The sequence below is a fragment of the Streptomyces sp. R818 genome (genome assembly GCF_056172735.1).
Map to the genome: position 1 here is coordinate 134099 of NZ_JAOCNE010000009.1, position 23607 is coordinate 157705.

The window sequence follows — 23607 nt, forward strand, 5'->3', positions numbered from 1 at the left end:
GCTCGAAGGGACGGGGTGGGGTGACGGAACGGTCCGTCAGGGGGCGTGCCTGTGGTGGGCGCCGAGTCCCTCGTCGTCCGAGTCGGTCCACAGGGACGTGTCGTACGGGGTGTCGGGGATCGGCACGAGGCCCTGCCGGGGGAGCGGGTCCTGCTGGTCCGGCGCCGCTTGCGCCGCCGTCGCCGTCGTCGACGCGCGCAGCAGGGCGACGCTCTCGCGCAGGTGGGCGGTGTCGGCGTGGACGCGGCGCAGGTCCGGTCCGGCGAGTGCGGGTTGTAACCGGTTCACGGCTCGGGTCAGCTCATCGACACATTGCTGAACCTTCGTCAATTCATCTGCCACGGACATGACTTGCCTCGCTTCCGCTGGTGCGGCGGAGATGTTCATGCGCCTGCGAGTGTCGCGCGTCACATCACGGTTTGTGAAGGCCGCGTCGCGTATTGCCGGGGGCACGGGGTGAGGGTGTGCGCCCCTCGCCGTCCGGGCGGGGTGTGCGCCTTCGCCGGCGGCCGCGGGTGGTTCGTGGCTGGTCGCGCAGTTCCCCGCGCCCCTAAAGGCATGCGGCTTCGCCGCGCCCCCAGGGGAGACGGGGGCGAGGGCCGCCCCCAAGGGGGGACGGGGGCGAGGGCCGCGCCCCCCGATGGCGGGCGTTCCACCCCGCGCCCCTGAGATGGCGCACGAAGTGCGCATCTCAGGGGCGCGGGGAACTGCGCGACCAGCCACGACGAGACCCGCGGCCGCCCCGCACCAGCAAGCCGCCCCGCGGGTAGGCGCCCCGCGCACCAGCAAGCCGCCCCGCGGGTAGGCGCCCGCGTACCAGCAAGCCGCCCCGCGGGCAGGCGCCCGCGTACCAGCAAGCCGCGCCCCGGGTAGGCGCCCGCGCACCAGCAAGCCGCCCCCGGGCAGGCGTCCGCGCACCAGCAAGCCGCCCCCCGGGCAGGCGCCCCCGCACCAGCAAGCCGCCCCAGTAGGCGACCCGCATAGCCCGCCCGGGTGACGTTCCCGCCCCCCGGCGACGTGTCGCCATGCCACCGCCCCCCGATCCACTTCAGTGGGCCAATAGATGTGATCAGCGACATATACCGCCGAACGAGACAGAACCGGCCCGCACCGGAGGTACCCGTCGAGATGCAGGACAACAAGAGGCGCCCCCGCGCAGCCGCGCTCCTCGTGTGCGGCGTGCTCGCCGTGACCACCCTCGCGGGGTGCGGCTCCGACGACGACCCGTGGACCCCGGCCGCGGGTCCCGACATCGCGCCGGCCGGCCGGGACCGGATCAAGGACGGCGGCAGCGTGCGCTGGGCGATCGACGCCATGCCGAAGACCCTCAACTCCTTCCAGGCGGACGCCGACCCGGTCACGAGCCGGATCACGGGCGCCGTCCTGCCGTCGATGTTCCGCCTCGACGCGCAGGGCCGCCCGCAGCCCGACGCCGACTACCTGGAGAAGGCCGACGTCATCGAGACGGAGCCGAAGCAGGTCGTCCTGTACAAGCTGAACCAGAAGGCCGTCTGGTCCACGGGCCGCGAGATCGGCGCCCCCGACTTCGCCGCCCAGTGGCGCGCCCTGTCCGGCAAGGACAGCTCCTACTGGACCGCGCACAACGCCGGGTACGACCGCATCGAGAAGATCGAGCGCGGCAAGAACGACCTGGAGGTCCGGGTCACGTTCGCGAAGCCGTACGCGGACTGGCGCGCGCTGTTCTCGCCGCTGTACCCCAAGGACGTCATGGGCACCCCGGACGGCTTCAACGACGGGGCACGCCGCAAGCTCAAGGTGACGGCGGGCCCCTTCTCCGTCGACTCGGTGGACCGGGACGCCAAGAAGGTCACCCTCGAACGCAACCCGCGCTGGTGGGGCGAGCGCCCCAAGCTCGACAAGCTCGTCCTGACGACCGTGCCGCGCGCCAAGCGGGCCACGGCCCTCGCCGCGGGCAAGCTCGACCTGGCCGACGTCGACGCGGGCGGCGCCGAGCGCATCGCCCACGCCGCCCGCGACCACGGCTCCCCGGGCCCGCTCAGCCACGGCCCCGGCGCCGCCCTCACCCCCGCCGAGGCGCTGCGCTCCTGGGCGATCGCGCACGGGGACGACGAGGAGGCGGCCTACGACGAGATGGCCGCCCGCGCGAAGACCCGCAAGGCCGTGAAGAAGTACGCCAAGGAGCAGGGGAACCTGCACGGGTTCAAGGTCCGCAAGGCCTTCGCGCCCGCCTACACGCAGCTTGCCCTGAACGGCGCGCAGGGCCCGCTCGCCGACGAGCGCGTGCGCCGCGCGGTGGCCCGCGCCCTGGACCGCAATCAGCTCGCCGCGGTGGCCCTCAAACCGCTCGGCCTGCCGGTGAGCACGGTCGACAACCACCTCGCCCTGGCCGGGCAGGCCGCGTACGCCGACAACAGCAGCGCGCTCGGCGACCAGGACATGGCGGAGGCGCAGGCGCTGCTCGCCGAGGCGGGCTGGGTGCCGGGCGGGCCGCTCAAGGACAAGAAGGACAAGCCGAAGACGGCGGGCGGTGAGGGCGGCCGCGACACCGAGGACTCCAAGCGGGCCGAGGACAGCCAGCACTCCGCGAAGCATGGCGATCACGCCGCCTCCGGTGCCTACGCGCCGAAGGGCACCGCCGCGCCCGCGGGGGCCGCCGCCGGGGCCCTCGCCAAGGACGGCAAGCCGCTCACCTTGCGTTTCGTGCTTCCCTCGGGCGCGGGCTCGGAGCAGCTGCGCGCCGTCGCGGACCGGATCACGCAGATGCTGAGCGGGATCGGCGTGCGTACGGACGTCATGAAGGTCGACGACGAGAGCTACTTCAAGGACCACATCGCGTCCGGCGAGTACGACCTGGCGCTGTACTCGTGGCCCGCCACCGCCTATCCGGCCACCGACGCCCGCCCCATCTACGCCAAGCCGGTCCCGGCCGCCGACGGGTCGCTCACCGTCGAGCAGAACTACACGCGCGTCGGCACCGACCACATCGACCAGCTCTTCGACCAGGCCATCGGTGAACTCGACGCCGACGAGGAGAACGCCCTGGTCAGGAAGGCCGACGCGCGGATCTGGGCCGCCGCAGGATCGATTCCTCTCTATCAGCGGCCCCAGCTCGTGGCCGCCCGCTCCGACCTCGTCAACGCCGGCGCCTTCGGCTTCCAGGACCCGCACTACGAGGACATCGGCTATCTCAGGAAGGGCGCGTCGGGCCCGTCCGCACCCGCGAGGAACGACGGGAAGAAGTAGGCGCGAACGCGGGGCCGACGACAGGCGTACAAGAATCTCAACCTCAGATCGAGCTCAACTCCCTTGCCCGCGGGACAACCCTGCGGGCAAGGTTCGTTGTACCCATTGACCTGCAGTTTTTCCCCAGCGGCCGACCCGGCCTGTCATGATCCTGCCCTCCCCTCCAGGGCCGGAAGCGCCCCCACTCGTCAAGCCACGTACCATGGGGTGAGGCCGTGGCGTGTCCAGCCCGGCAGGGCGCGCGTATCACTGATGTACGCGCAGCCGTCACCTATTCCGGGAGTACGCCGCAATATGGCCACGCGCCACGACATCCGAAACGTCGCTATCGTCGCCCACGTCGACCACGGCAAGACGACCATCGTCGACGCCATGCTCAAGCAGGCGGGCTCGTTCGCCGCGCACGCCGCCGAGTCCCTCGACGATCGCATGATGGACTCGAATGACCTGGAGCGTGAGAAGGGCATCACGATCCTCGCCAAGAACACGGCGGTGAAGTACCACCCCAAGGATGGCGGCGAGGTCATCACGATCAACATCATCGACACCCCCGGCCACGCCGACTTCGGTGGCGAGGTCGAGCGCGGTCTGTCGATGGTGGACGCGGTCGTCCTGCTCGTGGACGCCTCCGAGGGCCCCCTCCCGCAGACCCGCTTCGTGCTGCGCAAGGCGCTCCAGCAGCGGCTCCCCGTCATCCTGTGCATCAACAAGACGGACCGTCCCGACTCGCGCATCGACGAGGTCGTCAACGAGACGTACGACCTCTTCCTCGACCTGGACGCCGACGAGGACCAGATCGAGTTCCCGATCGTCTACGCGTGCGGCCGTGACGGCATCGCGTCGCTGACCAAGCCGGAGGACGGCACGGTCCCGGCGGACTCCACCAACCTGGAGCCGTTCTTCTCCACGATCCTGGAGCACGTCCCGGCCCCGACGTACGACGAGTCGGCCCCCCTCCAGGCGCACGTCACCAACCTGGACGCCGACAACTTCCTCGGCCGCATCGCGCTCCTCCGCGTCGAGCAGGGCGAGCTGCGCAAGGGCCAGACCGTGGCCTGGATCAAGCGCGACGGCTCGATCCAGAACGTCCGCATCACCGAGCTGATGATGACCGAGGCGCTCACCCGCAAGCCCGCCGAGATGGCGGGCCCCGGCGACATCTGCGCCGTGGCCGGTATCCCCGACATCATGATCGGTGAGACGCTCGCCGACCCGGAGAACCCGGTCGCGCTGCCGCTGATCACCGTCGACCAGCCGGCGATCTCCATGACCATCGGCACCAACACCTCGCCGCTCGTCGGCCGCGGTGGCACGGGCAAGGGCGCGGCGGCCAAGTCGGCCGTCAAGGACCGCAAGGTCACCGCCCGCCAGGTCAAGGACCGCCTGGACCGCGAGCTGATCGGTAACGTCAGCCTCCGTGTCCTGGACACCGAGCGCCCCGACGCCTGGGAGGTGCAGGGCCGCGGTGAGCTGGCGCTCGCCATCCTGGTCGAGCAGATGCGCCGCGAGGGCTACGAGCTGACCGTCGGCAAGCCGCAGGTCGTCACCAAGGAGGTCGACGGCAAGACGCACGAGCCCGTCGAGCGCCTCACGGTCGACGTCCCCGAGGAGCACATGGGCGCCGTCACGCAGCTCATGGGCGTCCGCAAGGGCCGCATGGACAACATGTCGAACCACGGCTCCGGCTGGGTCCGCATGGAGTTCGTGGTGCCGTCGCGTGGCCTCATCGGCTTCCGTACGGAGTTCCTGACGAGCACGCGCGGCACCGGCATCGCCCACTCGATCCACGAGGGCCACGAGCCCTGGTTCGGCACGCTGACGACCCGCAACAACGGTTCGCTCGTCGCGGACCGCGCGGGCGCCGTCACGGGCTTCGCGATGACCAACCTCCAGGAGCGCGGCGTCCTCTTCGTCGAGCCCGGCACCGAGGTGTACGAGGGCATGATCGTCGGCGAGAACTCGCGCGCCGACGACATGGACGTCAACATCACCAAGGAGAAGAAGCTCACCAACATGCGCTCCTCCTCCGCCGACTCCTTCGAGGCGATCGTCCCGCCCCGCAAGCTGTCCCTGGAGCAGTCGCTGGAGTTCTGCCGCGACGACGAGTGCGTCGAGGTGACCCCGGAGGCCGTGCGCATCCGCAAGGTCGTCCTGGACCAGAAGGAGCGCGGCCGCTCCGCCTCGCGCGCCAAGCACGGCTGACGCACCCCGCCTGACTGTCGGGCCCGGTACCTCCGAGAGGGGTGCCGGGCCCTTCGCGTTGGCGCTAATCTGCCCCTGTCTACGCGGATTGACTGCGGCGGGGTCAGGTCTCGCCCAACAAAGGGTCAAAAGCTGCCGGGACGCAAGTGATTAAGTCCACCCTGGTGTCCGATATCCGGGCACCAATGGTCGATAGATATGTAACACGTCCGTTTCGTGGCCCTCTATCTCGGATCAGTTTGTCCGGATTTTGGGCAATGTACGCATCAGGTGTGATCGAACCGAGACCAAAAGGGTGTGGTCGACGACGGCCGCGTGGCTAATAGTTGACGGCGTAGAGCTCGGGTCAATGGGTCACGCGCTGTGGGGAGCGCCGACTCGCGAGCACACTGGGGCACTCAACCTTCGCCGTCAGGGGTGTCGGCAGGGTTACTTGTGCCCCCACTTGTAGTGAACAAAGTGGACTCATGAGGAGGAACCCATGCGAGGTGCCACAAGCGCCATATGGGTCGCGTCGTCCCCGATGACAGGTGTTGGTCCCGCGGGCACGTCTCGCCCCGTCCCCGTGGTGGACGAGGTAACGATCCAGCGTCGCGAGCGCTCTTGACGACTCGGTTCTGACGGCAGGCCGAGGCCGGCCGCGGACCAGGGTTCCCCAAGGGGTGTGTTCACCCCAGTCGTTGTTCCCATCGCGCGCTTCGAATGACGTACGCCGTGCGACGGCCGTCGATCACCGGTTACCCGGCCGACGACCTCCAACACCTGTGAAATGGACGAATCATGACGAGTCCAATCGAGATTGAGGGCGCCGAGACCTCTTCCGCCTTGGACAAAGAGAGCGCGCCGAAGGGTGACGCGAAGGAGCCCAAGAAGCTGGAGGGGCGCAGCCCCGGCCAGATGATGTGGCGCCGCTTCAAGCGGGACAAGACGGGCATCACCGCGGCCTGCATTGTCATCTTCTTCTTCCTGATAGCCGCCCTCGCCCCGGTCATCACGAAGCTGTACGGCAAGGACCCGTACACCTTCTACGGCCAGGACGACCCCACGCTGCTCAACGAGTTCAACCTGCCGGCCGGGCCCAACGGCGGTATGTCGCCCGAGCACTGGTTCGGCATCGACCCGAACTACGGCCGCGACGTGTTCGCCTACCTGCTGTACGGCATCCGCACGTCGCTGTTCACCGCCCTGCTCGCCACGATCGGCATGGTGCTCATCGGCATCGTCGTCGGTCTGGCCGCGGGCTACTTCGGCGGCAAGATCGACTACTGGCTCGGCCGGCTCATCGACTTCATGCTGGCGCTGCCCAGCCAGCTGTTCATGGTCGCGGTCATGCCCGTCGTCGTCACGGTCTTCGTCGCGCCCGACGAGGAGACGCCGACCTACGTCCGCTTCCTCGCCATCACCGGCGTGATGTGGCTGCTGACCTGGATGAGCCTGGCGCGTCTGATCCGTGCCGCCACCCTCTCCCTGCGCGAGCGGGAGTTCGTGGAGGCGGCGAAGGTCGCGGGCGCCTCGCCCTGGCGGATCATCCGCAAGGAGCTGCTGCCCAACCTGGTGACGCCGATCATCGTGCAGGGCACGTACCTGCTCCCGAGCACCATCCTCTCGGTCGCCTTCCTCTCCTTCGTCGGTGTGGGTTACCAGGACCCGACCCCCGACTGGGGACTGATGTTCGCCACGGCCGCGAACATCTACGAGCAGGACCCGACCTACATGTTCTTCCCGGGTATCGCCATGGTCGTCTTCGTCGTGGCGTTCAACCTCCTGGGTGACTCGGTCCGGGACGCCTTCGATCCCAAGACCGGACGCTAATCAGCACCACCCAGGAGAGAGCTGCCACCCGGGCGCCGGACGATCAGGACCGGATGCGCCAGGCAGCACCGCAGGATCACTACTCACAGGCAGGTGGACTCGACTCCATGAGCATCCTTCGATCGCGCACGGCGCAGGCAACGGTCGCCGCGGCGGCTGTCGGCGCCCTCGCGCTGACCGGCTGCAGCAGCGGCAGCAAGAGCAGCGACAAGCCCGTCGGCAAGTCCCAGGACGACGCCAAGGCCCAGGCCAAGCCGGTCACCATGGGTACGGCCCAGGACTCCGTCGGCCCGGCCAAGCCGGTCGCCGGTGCCAAGAAGGGCGGGACGGTCCAGGTCTACCAGGAGGCGGACTTCTCGCACCTGGACCCGGGCCAGATCTACGTCTCGGACGCCGGCATGCTCGCCAAGCTCCTCTACCGTGGTCTGACCACGTACACCGAGGACGACAAGGGCAACCAGACGGTCGTCGGCGACCTCGCCACCGACCCGGGCAAGTCCTCCGAGGGCGGCAAGACCTGGACCTTCACGCTGAAGGACGGCATCAAGGACCAGAACGGCCACGTCATCACGTCGGCCGACATCCGCCACTCCATCGAGCGCCTGTACGACCCGTTCCTGACGGACGGCCCGACGTACATCCAGCAGTGGCTCTCCGGCGCCGGCACCAAGTACCGCGACGCCTACCAGGGTCCGTACAAGGGCAAGCACCTGCCCGACTCGGTCCTCGAGACGCCGGACGACAAGACCATCACGTTCCACTTCCTCGAGGCGCACACCGACGTGCCGCAGGCGCTCGCCATGGCCGCCTACTCCGTCGTGCCCGAGAAGACGGACACCAAGCAGAAGTACGACCAGAGCCCGGTCGCCACCGGTCCGTACAAGGTCGCCTCGTACAAGTCGGGCAAGTCCCTCAGCCTGGTGCGCAACACCAACTGGGACGAGAAGACGGACCCGCTGCGCCACGCCTACGTCGACGGCTGGAACATCGAGTTCAACCACGACAAGGCCGACCAGACGAAGACGATCCTGGCCGACCGCGGCGACGCCAAGAACGCCATCATGTTCACGGGCCAGATCGACGCCACCCAGCTGCAGAAGATCACGCGCGACAAGGCCGTGATGAAGCGCACGATCCAGGGCTACGCCCCGTACGTGTGGCAGCTGAACTTCAACATGGACCGCATCAAGGACAAGCGGATCCGTGACGCCATCGCCCTGGCGATCCCGGCCACCTCGGCCGCCCGCGCCGACGGTGGTGCCTACGGCGGTGACGCCGCGACCTCGCTGATGTCGCCCACCACCCCCGGCTACGACGCGTCGTACGACCCGTTCAACCGGACCAAGAAGCCGAACGGCGACATCGAGGCCGCCAAGAAGCTCATCAAGGAGGCGGGCGCCGAGGGCAAGAAGCTCGTCTACGCCTACGCCAACACCCCGGTCCGCACCACGCAGGCCAACCTGATCATCAACCAGCTGGACAAGATCGGGCTCGACATCCAGAAGAAGGAAGTCGACCAGGCCACCTGGTATGAGCAGATGGGCAAGGTCAAGAACGGCATGGACCTGTACATGACCGGTTGGGGTCAGGACTGGGCCGACGGCAACACCGTCTTCCCGCCCTCCTTCGACGGTGCGCAGATCCAGGACGGTGCGTCGAACTACTCGCACACCAACGACAAGCACGTCAACTCCGAGCTGGCCCGCATCCAGAAGATCGCGGACGCCGACCAGCGCGCCTCGGAGTACGCGAAGCTCTCGAAGTACATCTCCGAGAAGATCAACCCGGCCGCGCCGATCTACTACACCAAGGTGTTCCAGATCGCCGGTTCCAACGTGGGTGGCCTGCGCTACGGCCAGGTGGTCAGCTACACCGACCCGACCACGATCTTCCTCAAGAAGTAAGCACCACAAGGCAGTCACCGGGGGTGAGGGCGCGGCGGAGCCCTCACCCCCGGGCCGCCGGACCCCCCTCCTGGCCTCCCACCGCCGCCGTCCTGAGAGCAGCTTTTAGCGATGCTTCGATTCCTCATACGCCGGACGTCTGGCGCAGCACTCATCCTCCTGCTGATCAGCGCCTTCACGTTCTTCATGTACTTCGCCATCCCACAGGACCCGGCGTTGCTCGCGTGCGGCAAGAACTGCACTCCGGCCGCACTCGACATCATCCACAAGAACCTCGGTCTGGATTCCCCGGTTCCGGTGCAGTACTGGAACTTCCTCGTGGGCATCTTCGCCGGGCGGGACTTCGGCGTGGGACACTGCGCGGCGCCGTGCTTCGGCGTCTCGTTCCGCAACAACCAGATGGTGTGGGACACCATGATGGACCGGCTTCCCACCACCCTCTCGCTGACCTTCGGCAGCCTCATCGTCTTCCTCATCGTCGGCCTCGGCGCCGGCATGATGGCCGCCCGCTTCCGCGGCACCTGGCTGGACAAGATCTTCAGCGGTGGCTCGCTGGTGCTCAGCTCGTTCCAGATCTACTTCCTCGGCCCGATCGTGCTCGGCATCTTCGTCTACAGCACCGGCATCCTGGACAAGCCGAAGTACGTGCCGATCACCGAGGACCCGGGCGCCTGGTTCATGGGCCTGCTGATCCCCTGGGTCGTCATGGCGACGATCTTCACGGCCAACTACACCCGTATGTCGCGCTCGTCGATGATCGAGCAGCTCCAGGAGGAGCACGTCAGAGCGGCCAAGGCCAAGGGCATGAGCAGCCGGTACGTCTTCTACCGGTACGCCTGGCGCGGTTCGGTCATCCCCATCGTCACCATCCTGGGCATGGACATCGGCGGTCTGCTCAGTGGCGGCATGGTCACCGAACTCACCTTCGGTCTGGCCGGGTTCGGCCGCCTCGCCCGTGACTCGGTGGTCAACAAGGACCTGCCGGTCCTCATGGGCGTCATGATCGTCAGTGCCGCCTTCATCATCATCTGCAACATCGTCGTGGACGCGCTGTACGCCGTGATCGACCCGCGCGTGCGCCTGTCCTAGGAGAACCCCCGTGACCACACTCACCAAGACCGAGGACGCCCCGGCCCCGACCGGTTCCGAGGCGTTCCTCTCGGTACGCGACCTGCGGGTGCAGTTCTCCACCGAGGACGGCGCCGTCAAGGCGGTGGACGGCCTCTCCTTCGACCTCGAGCGCGGCAAGACGCTCGGCATCGTCGGCGAGTCGGGCTCCGGCAAGTCGGTCACCAACCTGACCGTGCTCGGCCTGCACAACCCGATGACCACCACCATCGACGGCGAGATCGTCCTCGACGGCCAGGAACTGCTCACCGCCACCGAGCCCGAGCTGGAGAAGCTCCGCGGCAACAAGATGGCGATGATCTTCCAGGACTCGCTGACCGCGCTGTCGCCGTACTACACGGTCGGCCGGCAGATCTCCGAGCCCTTCCGCAAGCACACCGGCGCCTCGAAGAAGGAGGCCCGGGACCGGGCCATCGAGATGCTCGGCAAGGTCGGCATCCCGCACCCCAAGCAGCGCGTCGACGACTACCCGCACCAGTTCTCCGGCGGTATGCGCCAGCGCGCCATGATCGCCATGTCGCTGGCCTGCAACCCCGAGCTGCTCATCGCGGACGAGCCGACCACCGCGCTCGACGTGACCGTGCAGGCGCAGATCCTCGACCTGCTCAAGGACCTCCAGCAGGAGTTCGGCTCCGCGATCATCATGATCACCCACGACCTGGGTGTGGTCGCGAACATGGCCGACGACATCCTCGTGATGTACGCGGGCCGGGCCGTCGAGCGGGGCTCCACCCGCCAGGTGCTCAAGACGCCCGAACACCCCTACACCTGGGGTCTGCTGAGCTCGATGCCGCGCCTGTCGTCCGACGTCGACGAGCCGCTCCTGCCGATCCCCGGATCGCCGCCGTCGCTGCTCAACCCGCCCACGGGCTGCCCGTTCCACCCGCGCTGCGCCTTCACCGACAAGGTGTCGGGGAACCGCTGCTCGGGCGAGCGGCCGCTGCTCCCGGCCGGACGGGGCTCCGCCTGCCACCTCACGGCGGAGCAGAAGCAGCAGGTGTTCATCGAGACGATTCAGCCCCGGCTGGGCTGAGCAGAGACCGGCGACTGGGGCAGAACCATGAGCGAGAACAAGAACAGCACCACGGCGGTCGCCGACGCGATCCCCGGACAGCGGGAGAGCGGCGCCACGCCGCTGCTGAAGGTCGAAGGGCTGCAGAAGCACTTCCCGATCAAGGGCGGCTTCCCGATCCGGCGCACCGTCGGCGCGGTCAAGGCCGTCGACGGCGTCGACTTCGAGGTCTACCCGGGCGAGTCGCTCGGCCTCGTCGGTGAGTCCGGCTGCGGCAAGTCGACGACGGGCCGGATGCTGACCCGCCTGTACGAGCCCACCGCGGGCACCGTCACGTACAAGGGCCAGGACATCAGCCACGCGAAGCGCAAGGAGCTCGCGCCCATCAGGTCCGAGATCCAGATGATCTTCCAGGACCCGTACGCGTCGCTGAACCCGCGCCAGACGGTCGGCTCGATCATCTCGGGCCCGATGGAGATCAACGGGATCAACCCGCCCGGCGGCCGCGAGAACCGGGTCCGGGAGCTCCTGGAGATCGTCGGTCTCAACCCGGAGCACTACAACCGCTTCCCGCACGAGTTCTCCGGCGGTCAGCGCCAGCGCATCGGGGTCGCCCGCGCGGTGGCCCTGGAGCCGAAGCTGATCGTCGCCGACGAGCCCGTCTCGGCGCTCGACGTCTCCATCCAGGCGCAGGTCGTCAACCTTCTGCAGGAAGTGCAGCGGGAGATGGGCATCGCGTTCGTCTTCATCGCGCACGACCTCGCGATCGTGCGGCACTTCTCGCAGCGGGTCGCGGTCATGTACCTCGGCAAGATCGTCGAGATCGCGGACCGGGACTCGCTGTACAACCGGCCGCGGCACCCGTACACGCACGCGCTGATGTCGGCCGTGCCCGACGCGGACATCGACGCGGAGAAGAAGGAGCGCATCCGCCTCGAGGGCGACGTGCCCTCGCCGATCGCTCCGCCGTCCGGCTGCCGGTTCCGTACGCGGTGCTGGAAGGCGCAGGACAAGTGCGCCTCGGAGGAGCCGCCGCTCGTCCAGATCTCGGGCAGCAAGCCCGGGCACCTGACGGCGTGCCACTTCCCGGAGGAGCCGAGCATCGAGGCGCGGGGCGAGGACATCGTGCTCGATCCGGCGCTGGCGGCGCTGGAGAACAACGACTGACTCCGTCGGTTCGGCGGAATTTTGGCCCGGGCCGGTGATCTCACCGGGCCGGGCCTTTTGCCGCGCGTGCGTCTCCGCGGGTCTCGTGGTGGCTGGTCGCGCAGTTCCCCGCGCCCCTGGGGATGCGCACTGCGTGCGGCATCCCATCCGTTGTCGTCCGCGGGTCCTTCGTGGCTGATCGCGCAGTTCCCCGCGCCCCTGAAGGGCGCGGCTTCGCCGCGCCTTCCCCTGGGCATGCGGGGCGTCCCACGCGCCTTGCTGAGATGGCGCACGAAGTGCGCATCTCAGGGGCGCGGGGAACTGCGCGAGCAACCACGACGGCGCCGCACCCGAGAACCAACCCGGTTGATGGCGCACGCAGTGCGCATCTCAGGGGCGCGGGGAACTGCGCGAGCAACCGCGATGGCGCCGCAGTCGGCGACGGATGCCTCAGGGGCGCGGGGAACTGTGCGGCTGGCCATGGTGCGGGCCGCAGCGGGGGGTCAGTCCGGCGCCCGGCAGACGCTGATGATCTCCGGGCTGTGGGGTGTCAGCGGGGAGCGGTCGAAAGATCCGTAGCGGGCCTCGGGCACCAGGCCGGCCGCGGTCAGGAAGCCGTCCAGCTCACCCGGTGAGAGAAACCGGAGCGTGCTGCGGCTGACCTCCGCCCGGTCCCGCCCCACCCCGCTGAACGTCGTGTCGAACGTGACCGTCCGCCCGTCGAAGCCCCGCACCACCTCGTGCGCGACCCGGACCCCGTCCACCACCACGGCAGCCGACGGAGTCCACCCCTCCCACGCCCGCCCCGCAGGATTCCGCGTCTCGAACGCGAACCGCCCCCCGGGCGCGAGCAGCCCCCGGATCGCGTCCAGCGCCGTACGGATCTCCGCGTCCTCCACCAGGACCTGGAACGCGTGCCCGTTCATCAGCACCAGGTCGAACGGCCCCGCGAGCCGCACCCCGGAATCCAGCGTGCCCCGCACCCACTCCACCCCCGCATCCGCCCGCCCCCGCGCAACGCTCAGCATCCCCGGCGCCGGATCGAGCCCGCACAGCCGCCCCGTATGCCCCTCCTCCCGGGCCCGGACCAGCAGCGCCCCCGTACCGCACCCCACATCCAGCACCGCGCCGGCGCCCCGGACCAGGGAGAGGTAGAAGTCGTCCCCCGGCCCCCACGGGTTCAGCGCGTCGTAGAGCGCGGCGAGGCGGGTGTCGGTGAAGGCGTGGTCCGGCATCGGCCGATCATCGCCCGGGGCACGCCCGCCCGGCCACCCCCCGCCTCGTAAGGCCGCCCTCAAAGTGCGCACTGTCCGTCTCGCCCCGATATTTAGGCGTACGTGACTTGTGACCGGTATGAGGGAGGCACTCCATGCGTGGAGCCACGCACGCCAAGTGGGCCGCGACAGCGGTCGTCGTCGCCATGGCCGCGACCGCCTGTGGCGGGGGCGGCGACAGCGGTGGCGGCGGCGGTGACGGCTCCGGCGTGGTCCGCTCCTCGTGGGGCGATCCGCAGAACCCCCTCGAACCCGCCAACACCAACGAAGTGCAGGGCGGCAAGGTCCTCGACATGATCTTCCGCGGCCTGAAGCGGTACGACCCGAAGACGGGCGCCGCCAAGGACATGCTCGCCGAGAAGATCGAGACGTCCGACCAGACGAACTTCACGATCACCGTCAAGGACGGCTGGACCTTCTCCAACGGCGAGAAGGTCACCGCCAAGTCCTTCGTCGACGCCTGGAACTACGGCGCGAGCCTCAAGAACAACCAGAAGAACGCGTACTTCTTCGGGCAGATCGAGGGCTACGACAAGGTCCACCCGGACTCGGGCAAGCAGAGCGCCGACACGCTCTCCGGGCTCAAGGTCACCGGCGACCGCACGTTCACGGTCAAGCTCACCCAGAAGTTCTCGACCTGGCCCGACACCCTCGGCTACGCCGCCTTCGCGCCGCTGCCGAAGATGTTCTTCGACGACCACGACTCGTACGTCAGCAAGCCCGTCGGCAACGGGCCCTACACCGTGGACTCCTATCAGAAGGGGTCCCAGATGTCCCTTCGCAAGTGGGACAAGTACCCCGGTGACGACAAGGCGCAGAACGGCGGCGTCGACCTCAAGGTCTACACCGACAACAACACCGCCTACACGGACCTGACGGCCGGCAACCTCGACCTCGTCGACGACGTGCCCGCCTCCCAGCTCAGCAACGCGGACAGCGACCTGAACGGGCGGTACATCAACACCCCGGCCGGCATCATCCAGACGCTCGCCTTCCCGTTCTACGACTCCGCGTGGAACAAGTCGGACAGCGACAAGGTCCGCAAGGGCCTGTCCATGGCGATCAACCGCAAGCAGATCACCGAGTCGATCTTCCAGAAGACCCGGACCCCCGCCACCGACTGGACGTCGCCGGTGCTCGGCGAGGACGGCGGCTACAAGAAGGGGCTCTGCGGCGAGTTCTGCGACTACAAGCCCGACGAGGCCAAGAAGCTGGTCAAGGAGGGCGGCGGCATCCCCGGCGGCCAGGTGAAGATCGGCTACAACGCCGACACCGGCAGCCACAAGGAGTGGGTCGACGCCGTCTGCAACTCCATCAACAACGCCCTCGGCAACGACAAGGCCTGCGTCGGCAGCCCCACCGGCACCTTCGCCGACTTCCGCAACAAGATCACCGACAAGAAGATGACGGGCCCGTTCCGCGCCGGCTGGCAGATGGACTACCCGCTCATCCAGAACTTCCTCCAGCCGCTGTACTACACCAACGCCTCCTCCAACGACGGCCACTGGTCGAACAAGGAGTTCGACTCCCTCGTCGACAAGGCGAACGGCGAGTCCGACCAGGCGACGGCGGTCAAGACGTTCCAGCAGGCCCAGGAGGTCGTCCGGGACAACATGGCGGCCATCCCGCTCTGGTACCAGAACGGCAGCGCGGGCTATTCGGACAAGGTCTCCAACGTCGCGCTGAACCCGTTCAGCGTCCCCGTCTACAACGAGATCAAGGTCAACTGACCGCCACCGAACGCGACACAGACACCGGACGCCAGGGACGGAGCCCTCGATGGGACGGTATGTGATCCGGCGGCTGCTCCAGATGATCCCGGTCTTCATCGGGGCGACGCTGCTGATCTTCCTCATGGTCAACGTGATGGGCGACCCCATCGCGGGCCTCTGCGGCGACAAGGCCTGCGACCCCGCCACCAAGGCCCAGCTCTCCAAGGAGTTCGGCCTCGACAAGCCGGTGTGGCAGCAATACCTGACCTACATGGGGAACGTCTTCACCGGTGACTTCGGTACGGCGTTCAACGGCCAGAAGGTCACCGAGCTGATGTCGACCGCGTTCCCGGTCACCATCCGGCTGACGATCGTGGCGATCCTCTTCGAGATCGTCGTCGGCATCACGCTCGGCGTCCTCACCGGCCTGCGCCGCGGCCGTCCCATCGACACCACCGTGCTGCTGCTCACCCTGGTCGTCATCTCCGTGCCGACGTTCGTCACCGGTCTGCTGCTGCAACTGCTGCTCGGCGTGAAGTGGGGCTGGATCAACCCCGCCGTCTCCACCGACGCCCCCTTCGGCGAACTCATCGTGCCGGGGCTCGTGCTCGCCTCCGTCTCCCTCGCCTACGTGACCCGGCTGACCCGGACCTCCATCGCCGAGAACAAGCGCGCCGACTACGTCCGTACCGCCATCGCCAAGGGGCTGCCCCGGCACCGCGTCATCACCCGGCACCTGCTGCGCAACTCGCTCATCCCCGTCGTCACCTTCATCGGCGCCGACGTCGGCGCGCTGATGGGCGGCGCCATCGTCACCGAGCGCATCTTCAACATCCACGGCGTCGGCTTCCAGCTCTACCAGGGCATCCTGCGCCAGAACACCCAGACCGTCGTCGGCTTCGTGACGATCCTCGTCCTTGTCTTCCTCGCGGTGAACCTGATCGTCGACCTCCTGTACGCCGTACTCGACCCGAGGATCCGCTATGCCTGAACCGCAAGCGCCAGAGCCCCCCTCCGGACGGCCCGGAGCGACCGGCGGCGGACGCGCGCCCGAGGACGGCGCCATCGCCGCGACCGGCATGGGCGGCGCCATGGACCTCGCCACCAGCGAGGGCGCGCTCATCGAGGGCCCGGCCGTCGGCCCCGGCGACCCGGCCGGAAAGCCCCGCAGCCTGTGGTCCGACGCCTGGCGGGACCTGCGGCGCAACCCCGTCTTCATCATCTCGGCCCTCGTCATCCTGTTCCTGATCGTCATCTCGATCTGGCCGCAGCTCATCGCCTCCGGCAACCCGCTCTCCTGCGACCTGGCCAAACGCCAGCAGGGCTCGCAGCCCGGCCACCCCTTCGGCTTCGACGGCCAGGGCTGCGACGTCTACACCCGCACCGTGCACGGCGCCCGCAACTCGATCACCGTCGGCGTCTGCTCCACGGTCGGTGTCGCGCTCCTCGGCTCCGTCCTCGGCGGGCTCGCCGGGTTCTTCGGCGGGGCCTGGGACGCCGTCCTCTCCCGCATCACCGACATCTTCTTCGCGATCCCCGTCGTCCTCGGCGGCCTGGTGCTGCTCTCGGTCGTCACCAGCAACACCGTCTGGCCCGTCATCGGCTTCATGGTGCTGCTCGGCTGGCCGCAGATCTCCCGCATCGCCCGCGGCTCGGTCATCACCGCCAAGCAGAACGACTACGTGCAGGCGGCCCGCGCGCTCGGCGCCTCCAACAACCGGATGCTCCTGCGCCACATCGCGCCGAACGCCGTCGCGCCCGTCATCGTCGTCGCGACCATCGCCCTCGGTACGTACATCGCCCTGGAGGCGACCCTCTCGTACCTCGGTGTCGGACTGAAGCCACCGGCCGTGAGCTGGGGCATCGACATCTCGGCGGCCTCCGGGTACATCCGCAACGCCCCGCACATGCTGCTCTGGCCCGCCGGCGCGCTCGCGATCACGGTCCTGGCGTTCATCATGCTCGGCGACGCGGTGCGCGACGCCCTCGACCCGAAGCTGAGGTAGCGCCCATGCCGTTGCTCGAAGTACGCGATCTGCACGTCGAGTTCCGCACCCGGGACGGCGTCGCCAAGGCCGTGAACGGCGTCAACTACACGGTCGACGCGGGCGAGACGCTGGCCGTGCTCGGCGAGTCCGGGTCCGGCAAGTCCGTCACCGCGCAGGCGATCATGGGCATCCTCGACGTGCCGCCCGGGAGGATCACCGGCGGCGAGGTCCTCTTCAAGGGCCGGGACCTGCTCAAGACCAAGGAGGAGGAGCGCAGGAAGGTCCGCGGCGCCGAGATGGCGATGATCTTCCAGGACGCGCTCAGCTCCCTCAACCCGGTGCTCTCCGTCGGCGCCCAGATCGGCGAGCTGTTCAGCGTCCACCAGGGGATGTCCCGCAAGGACGCCAGGAACAAGGCCGTCGAGCTGATGGACCGGGTGCGCATCCCGGCGGCGAAGGAGCGGGTCAACCAGTACCCGCACCAGTTCTCCGGCGGTATGCGCCAGCGCATCATGATCGCGATGGCGCTCGCCCTCGAACCCGACCTGATCATCGCCGACGAGCCCACCACCGCCCTCGACGTGACCGTGCAGGCCCAGGTCATGGACCTGCTCGCCGAGCTGCAGCGCGAGCTCAACATGGGGCTCATCCTCATCACCCACGACCTCGGCGTCGTCGCCGACGTCGCCGACAAGATCGCCGTGATGTACGCGGGCCGCATCGTCGAGCACGCCCCCGTCCACGAGATCTACAAGGCGCCCGCGCACCCGTACACCAAGGGGCTCCTCGAATCGATCCCGCGCCTCGACCAGAAGGGCCAGGAGCTCTTCGCCATCAAGGGCCTGCCGCCGAACCTCATGCACATCCCGCCAGGATGCGCCTTCCACCCGCGCTGCCCCATGGCCCAGGACGTGTGCACCACCGACGTCCCGCCGCTCTACCGCGTCTCCGAGAACCGTCGCAGCGCCTGCCACTTCTGGAAGGAGACGATCGATGCGTCACGCTGAGGGCGGCTCGCACGTCAGCAAGGGCGATCTCCGGCGCGAGGGCGAGGTGGCCGAACACCTCCTGCACAAGGCACAGGCCGAGTCGGAGTACGCGGCGCACGGCTCCGCGTCGGGCCGCGAACCCATCCTGGAGGTGCGGGGCCTGGTCAAGCACTACCCCCTCACCCAGGGCGTCCTCTTCAAGAAGCAGGTCGGCGCGGTCAAGGCCGTCGACGGCGTCGACTTCGACCTCGGCCAGGGCGAGACCCTCGGCATCGTCGGCGAGTCCGGCTGCGGCAAGTCCACCGTCGCCAAGATGCTCGTCAACCTGGAGCGCCCGACCGCCGGCGTCATCAAGTACAAGGGCGAGGACATCACCCGCCTCTCGGGCCGCGCCCTGAAGGCGGTGCGCCGCAACATCCAGATGGTGTTCCAGGACCCGTACACGTCCCTGAACCCCCGTATGACGGTCGGCGACATCATCGGGGAGCCGTACGAGATCCACCCCGAGGTCGCGCCGAAGGGGGACCGCAGGAAGCGGGTGCAGGACCTGCTCGACGTGGTCGGGCTGAACCCGGAGTACATCAACCGCTACCCGCACCAGTTCTCGGGCGGCCAGCGCCAGCGCATCGGCATCGCGCGCGGGCTCGCCCTGCGCCCCGAGATCATCGTCGCGGACGAGCCGGTCTCCGCGCTCGACGTGTCGGTGCAGGCCCAGGTCATCAACCTCCTGGACCGCCTCCAGAACGAGTTCGACCTGTCGTACGTCTTCATCGCGCACGACCTCTCGATCGTGCGCCACATCTCCGACCGGGTCGGCGTGATGTACCTCGGCCGGATCGTCGAGATCGGCTCCGACGCCGAGATCTACGACCATCCGACGCATCCCTACACACAGGCGCTCCTGTCGGCCGTGCCCGTCCCGGACCCGGAGGCGCGCGAGCACCGCGAACGCATCATCCTCAGCGGCGACGTGCCCTCACCGGCCAACCCGCCCTCGGGCTGCCGGTTCCGCACCCGCTGCTGGAAGGCCCAGCAGCGGTGCGCGGACGAGGTCCCGCTCCTCGCGGTCCCGGCGGTCTTCCGCCTCGGCGACCCGGGCCCGGCGCAGCACCCCTCAGCCTGCCACTTCGCGGAGGAGAAGCAGGTCGTGCCGCCGGAGCAGTAGACCGTTCAGCCGAGGCCGAGGGACCGCTTCAGGAAGTCGACCTGGAGCAGCAGCAGGTTCTCCGCGACCTGCTCCTGCGGCGTCATGTGCGTCACGCCCGACAGGGGCAGCACCTCGTGCGGCCGTCCGTCCGCGAGCAGGGCCGAGCTGAGCCGCAGGGCGTGCGCCACCACCACGTTGTCGTCGGCGAGCCCGTGCACGATCAGCAGCGGCCGGTGCCGCGGCGCGGCGTCCGAGAGCCCGTCGTCGGTGACGAGCGAGTTCGCGGCGTACGTGTCGGGGGAGGCGGCCGGATCGCCCAGGTACCGCTCCGTGTAGTGCGTGTCGTACAGCCGCCAGTCCGTGACCGGCGCGCCCGCGACACCCGCGTGGAAGACGTCCGGCCGCCGCAGCACGGCGAGGGCGGACAGATAACCGCCGTAGCTCCAGCCGCGCATCGCCACCTTCGACAGGTCGAGCGGGAACCGCTCCGCCAGCGCGTGCAGGGCGGTGACCTGGTCGTCGAGGGTCAGCGTGAAGTCGCCGCGGATCGACTTCTCCCGGCCGGGCGAGGTCCCGGGCGTCCCGCGCCCGTCCGCGACGATCACCGCGAAACCCTGGTCGGCGAACCACTGCGAGGTCAGGTACGGGTTGTGCGCCGCGTAGACGCGCTGCCCGTGCGGACCCCCGTACGGGTCGAGGAGGACCGGAAGCGGCCCGTCCCCCTCCGTGTACGAGGAGGGGAGCAGGACGGCGCACGGGATGCCCTCCGCCTCCGTCAGCGTGACGCGCGGGGAGAGCAGGGGGCGTTCGGCGTACGAGGCGATGTCGGCGACGTGCTTGCCGTCGCGCTCCACGCGCACCCGCGCGCCCGGGGTGTCGAGCGTCGACGAGACGAGGACGGTGACGCCGCCCGAGCGGACCGCCGTGTGCACGCCAGGACCCTCCGAGACGCGCTGCACGCCCAGCTCGTTGACCCGGTAGACGTGCACCTCGCCGGTCTCGGGCGACTCGGCGCGGGCACCGGCGGAGGCCGAGACGAGCACATCGCCGTCCCCGACGTCGAGCACGGCCCGCACATGCAACTGCCCGCCCGTGAGCAGCCGTTCGCCGACCGCGAGGACCCGCGCGCCGCCCTCGTCGGCGATCCGCACGAGCTGCCCGCTCGGCGACCAGCACGGCACGCCCGGGAACAGCTCCAGCCACTGCGCGTCCTCGTCGGCGTGCACCATGCGGGTCGCACCGTCGTCCGGGTTCACCGCCAGGTACAGCGCGCTCTGCTGGTCGCGCGCCTGTACGAGGATGAGCGGGGCGCCGTCCGCCGACCAGTGCACGCGGGCCAGGTACGGGTAGGCGGACCGGTTCCAGTTGATCTCCGTACGGGAGCCGTCGAGGCCGTACGCGAACAGGCGGACCTCGGCGTTGGGCGTGCCCGCCGCCGGATAGGCGTTGCGCGCCGGTTCGCGGTCCGGGTGCGCGGGGTCGGCGATCCACCAGCGCCGCACGTCCGCGTCGTCGGCGCGGGCCACGAGCAGCCGGTCCGAACCCGGGGACCACCAGTGGCCGCGGTACCGGCTCATCTCCTCGGCCGCGATGAACTCCGCGAGCCCGTACGTCACCGTGTCCGACTCGGGGGCGGCGAGGGCCCGGTCGTCGTCGCCCTCCGCGCCGACGACCCGGAGCGCGCCCCGCGCCACGTAGGCGATGTGCCGCCCGTCGGGGGAGGGGCGGGGGTCGAGCACCGGGCCCGGAACGCGCAGTTCCCGTGCGGTGCCGGCCCGCAGCTCGGCGGCGAAGAGGCGCCCCGACAAGGAGAACGCGGCCAGCTCGGCGGCGGCGTCCGTCGCGTAGCCCACGATGCCCGCGCCGCCCTCCCGGCTGCGCTCGCGCCGCGCCCGCTCCTCGGCCGACAGCCGCTCCACGGACCCGCCGAGCAGGGTCACCGGGTCGGCCGCGACCCGCTCCTGACCACTCGCCACATCGAGCACCCACAGCGCGTTCGCCCGGTCGGTGCCCCCGGAGGACCGCAGGAACGCGACCCGCTCCCCGTCCGGCGCCACCGTGAAGGCACGGGGCGCACCGGAGGTGAAGCGCTGCGTCCGCGCGTGCTGACGAGGAAAGGAGTACGTCTCGCTCGCGCTGTCCCGCGGCGTGTCGGGCCCACTGCCCGTGGCGTTCTCGGTGGTCATCCCCGAAGCCTAGGACCAACAGGGGGGTGACGCGCCCCCCGCGCGCTCCCGCCCGCCCCCGGTGCTCCCTCGCCGTGACTCATGCGCGACAGCGGATAGTTATGATCAGTAGCGCTGTGTGGGCATCCCGGAAGGGGGACGTCCGTCGGTGACCGGATCACTTTGGAGGAGGGACCGCTGTGGCACTCTCGATCTCGGCCGTGGTGCTGTTCGCGATCATCGTCTTCATCCTGATCAAGAAGTCAGGGCTGAAGGCCGGGCACGCCGTCGTCTGCATGCTGCTCGGCTTCTATCTGGCCAGCTCCTCCATCGCCCCCACGATCAAGGAACTGACGACGAACGTGGCGGGCATGATCGGCGGCATCAAGTTCTAGCGTGTTCAGGTCCCAGGGGCGCCGCGTTCTAGGGTGGGGGCATGACGGAACTGCCCGGTCGGCGTCTGCTCCTCGTGCACGCGCACCCCGACGACGAGTCGATCAACAACGGCGCCACGATGGCCAAGTACGCCGCCGACGGCGCGCACGTCACGCTCGTGACCTGCACCCTCGGTGAGGAGGGCGAGGTCATCCCGGACGAACTGGCCCATCTCGCCCCGGACCGGGAGAACCGCCTCGGCCCCCACCGCATCGGCGAACTCGCCGCCGCCATGAAGGAGCTGGGCGTCACCGACCACCGCTTCCTCGGCGGCCCCGGCCGCTACCACGACTCCGGGATGATGGGCGTCGAGCAGAACGAGCGCCCGGGCGCCTTCTGGTCCGCCGACCTCGACGAGGCCGCGGCGCACCTCGTCGCCGTCATCCGCGAGATCCGCCCGCAGGTCCTGATCACGTACGACCCGGACGGCGGCTACGGCCACCCCGACCACATCCAGGCACACCGCGTGGCGATGCGCGCCGCCGACCTCGCGGCCGAGCCGGCCTTCCGCCGGGATCTGGGGGAGCCGCACGCGATCGCCAAGATTTACTGGAACCGGGTGCCCCGTTCGGTCGCCGAGAGACTGTTCCGCCGCGTCGAGGCCGGACTCGGCGAGACGCCCTTCGAGGCCGTCGCCACCGTGGCCGACGTACCGGGCGTCGTCGACGACGAGCGCGTGACCGCCGAGATCGACGGCCGCCTCCACTGGCTGCGCAAGGAAGCCGCGATGCGCGCACACGCCACCCAGATCGACATCCCCGAAGGGCTCGGCGTGTTCGCGCTCTCGAACGGGCTCGCACAGCCCGTGTTCCCGATCGAGTACTACGAGTTGGTACGCGGCGAGGCCGGATCGGCGTACGAGAAGGACCTGTTCGAGGGCGTCGAGGGCGTCGAGGGCGGCATCGAGGGAGTGGACGCGTGATGAGCGGCGGCAAGAACAGCGGTGCGAACGGGGCCCGGCCCGGGAGTTCGGCCGCACAGGTCGACCTCCCCTTCAGCATGTCGCTCACCCCGGGACGGGCCGTCGCCCTGATCGTCCTCTTCGTGCTCGGCGTCCTCGTCGGCGCGGCGGGCGCGCTGCTCCAAGGGGGCTGGTTCCCGGCCGGGTTGCTGCTCGCGCTGCTCGGCGCGGCCGGACTGTTCCACGGCGGAGCGCGGCTCACCGGCGGCAGGTCCGGCGCCCTCGCCCCCGCCGGCGGCTGGGTCCTGGCGGTCATCCTGCTCACCGCGAGCCGCCCCGAGGGCGACTTCCTCTTCGGCGCGGGAATCGGCTCCTACCTCTTCCTCCTCGGAGGCATGGCCGTGGCTGTGATGTGTGCCACGCTCGGCCTTACCCGGCAACCGGGCGCCTCCGACGCCCGACTTGGGAAGTGACGTACCACTTCGGCCCGTGCCCGGTACAGGATTCACCGTCCGTCACTCCGTGACGCCCGGCCGCGGCCAGTATGGTGGTGCGCGCCGCCGAGCA

General features: G+C 69.4%; 18 protein-coding genes. 15 read left to right on the forward strand and 3 right to left on the reverse strand.

Annotated elements, in window-relative coordinates:
- Positions 1-36: 36 nt before the first annotated feature.
- Positions 37-348, reverse strand: coding sequence for a hypothetical protein (locus N5I75_RS23795; protein ID WP_476680366.1), 312 nt, complete (start codon positions 346-348; stop codon positions 37-39).
- Between the two features lie 780 nt (positions 349-1128).
- On the opposite strand from N5I75_RS23795, the gene N5I75_RS23800 reads away from it, so the two are divergent.
- The 7 genes from N5I75_RS23800 (at position 1129) to N5I75_RS23830 (ending at position 12450) form a co-directional block, all read left to right on the forward strand.
- Entirely contained in the window at positions 1129-3225 is a 2097-nt protein-coding gene (locus N5I75_RS23800; protein ID WP_476680368.1) for an ABC transporter family substrate-binding protein, read from the forward strand.
- Positions 3226-3519: 294 nt separating this feature from the next.
- Positions 3520-5427 carry a translational GTPase TypA gene (gene typA, locus N5I75_RS23805; protein ID WP_476680370.1) on the forward strand — a complete coding sequence of 636 codons (1908 nt, stop codon included), beginning with the start codon at positions 3520-3522 and terminating at the stop codon, positions 5425-5427.
- A 780-nt stretch (positions 5428-6207) separates the two neighbouring features.
- Positions 6208-7239, forward strand: a complete 1032-nt coding sequence (locus N5I75_RS23810) for an ABC transporter permease (protein ID WP_476680372.1) — start codon at positions 6208-6210, stop codon at positions 7237-7239.
- 107 nt (positions 7240-7346) lie between these two features.
- Positions 7347-9143: an ABC transporter substrate-binding protein gene (locus N5I75_RS23815; protein WP_476680374.1), complete on the forward strand. Its 1797-nt coding sequence runs from the start codon at positions 7347-7349 to the stop codon at positions 9141-9143.
- A gap of 111 nt (positions 9144-9254) precedes the next feature.
- Positions 9255-10232 carry an ABC transporter permease gene (locus N5I75_RS23820; RefSeq protein WP_476680376.1) on the forward strand — a complete coding sequence of 326 codons (978 nt, stop codon included), beginning with the start codon at positions 9255-9257 and terminating at the stop codon, positions 10230-10232.
- Positions 10233-10242: 10 nt separating this feature from the next.
- On the forward strand, positions 10243-11304 hold the full coding sequence (locus N5I75_RS23825; RefSeq protein ID WP_476680378.1) for an ABC transporter ATP-binding protein: 1062 nt from the start codon (positions 10243-10245) through the stop codon (positions 11302-11304).
- Positions 11305-11331: 27 nt separating this feature from the next.
- A complete protein-coding gene (locus tag N5I75_RS23830) occupies positions 11332-12450 on the forward strand; it encodes an ABC transporter ATP-binding protein (protein WP_476680380.1) in 1119 nt (372 codons plus the stop codon).
- A 482-nt stretch (positions 12451-12932) separates the two neighbouring features.
- Here N5I75_RS23830 and N5I75_RS23835 read toward each other — a convergent pair whose 3' ends face one another.
- Positions 12933-13664: a class I SAM-dependent methyltransferase gene (locus N5I75_RS23835; protein WP_476680382.1), complete on the reverse strand. Its 732-nt coding sequence runs from the start codon at positions 13662-13664 to the stop codon at positions 12933-12935.
- A gap of 134 nt (positions 13665-13798) precedes the next feature.
- Between N5I75_RS23835 and N5I75_RS23840 the strand changes: the two genes are divergently transcribed.
- The 5 genes from N5I75_RS23840 to N5I75_RS23860 are packed head-to-tail and all read left to right on the forward strand — an operon-like array spanning position 13799 to position 19557.
- Positions 13799-15433: a peptide ABC transporter substrate-binding protein gene (locus N5I75_RS23840; RefSeq protein WP_476680384.1), complete on the forward strand. Its 1635-nt coding sequence runs from the start codon at positions 13799-13801 to the stop codon at positions 15431-15433.
- A gap of 49 nt (positions 15434-15482) precedes the next feature.
- The gene (locus tag N5I75_RS23845; RefSeq protein WP_476680386.1) at positions 15483-16406 is read left to right on the forward strand and encodes an ABC transporter permease; all 924 of its coding nucleotides are present in this window, start codon (positions 15483-15485) and stop codon (positions 16404-16406) included.
- Positions 16399-17421, forward strand: coding sequence for an ABC transporter permease (locus tag N5I75_RS23850; RefSeq protein ID WP_476680388.1), 1023 nt, complete (start codon positions 16399-16401; stop codon positions 17419-17421). Before N5I75_RS23845 ends, N5I75_RS23850 begins: the two co-directional genes overlap by 8 nt.
- Positions 17422-17426: 5 nt before the next feature.
- Positions 17427-18410 (forward strand): ABC transporter ATP-binding protein, encoded by a 984-nt coding sequence (locus N5I75_RS23855; RefSeq protein ID WP_476680390.1) that lies wholly within the window; start codon positions 17427-17429, stop codon positions 18408-18410.
- Complete coding sequence (locus N5I75_RS23860) at positions 18397-19557, forward strand: ABC transporter ATP-binding protein (RefSeq protein WP_476680392.1); 1161 nt, start codon at positions 18397-18399, stop codon at positions 19555-19557. Before N5I75_RS23855 ends, N5I75_RS23860 begins: the two co-directional genes overlap by 14 nt.
- 5 nt (positions 19558-19562) lie before the next feature.
- Here the strand turns inward: N5I75_RS23860 and N5I75_RS23865 are convergent, their stop codons facing one another.
- Positions 19563-21725, reverse strand: coding sequence for a S9 family peptidase (locus N5I75_RS23865; protein ID WP_476680394.1), 2163 nt, complete (start codon positions 21723-21725; stop codon positions 19563-19565).
- Between the two features lie 179 nt (positions 21726-21904).
- Between N5I75_RS23865 and N5I75_RS23870 the strand changes: the two genes are divergently transcribed.
- The 3 genes from N5I75_RS23870 (at position 21905) to N5I75_RS23880 (ending at position 23513) form a co-directional block, all read left to right on the forward strand.
- On the forward strand, positions 21905-22099 hold the full coding sequence (locus N5I75_RS23870) for a hypothetical protein (protein WP_476680396.1): 195 nt from the start codon (positions 21905-21907) through the stop codon (positions 22097-22099).
- Between the two features lie 41 nt (positions 22100-22140).
- On the forward strand, positions 22141-23061 hold the full coding sequence (gene mshB / locus N5I75_RS23875) for an N-acetyl-1-D-myo-inositol-2-amino-2-deoxy-alpha-D-glucopyranoside deacetylase (RefSeq protein WP_476680398.1): 921 nt from the start codon (positions 22141-22143) through the stop codon (positions 23059-23061).
- Positions 23062-23138: 77 nt separating this feature from the next.
- Positions 23139-23513: a DUF6113 family protein gene (locus N5I75_RS23880; RefSeq protein WP_476680477.1), complete on the forward strand. Its 375-nt coding sequence runs from the start codon at positions 23139-23141 to the stop codon at positions 23511-23513.
- Positions 23514-23607 lie beyond the last annotated feature (94 nt).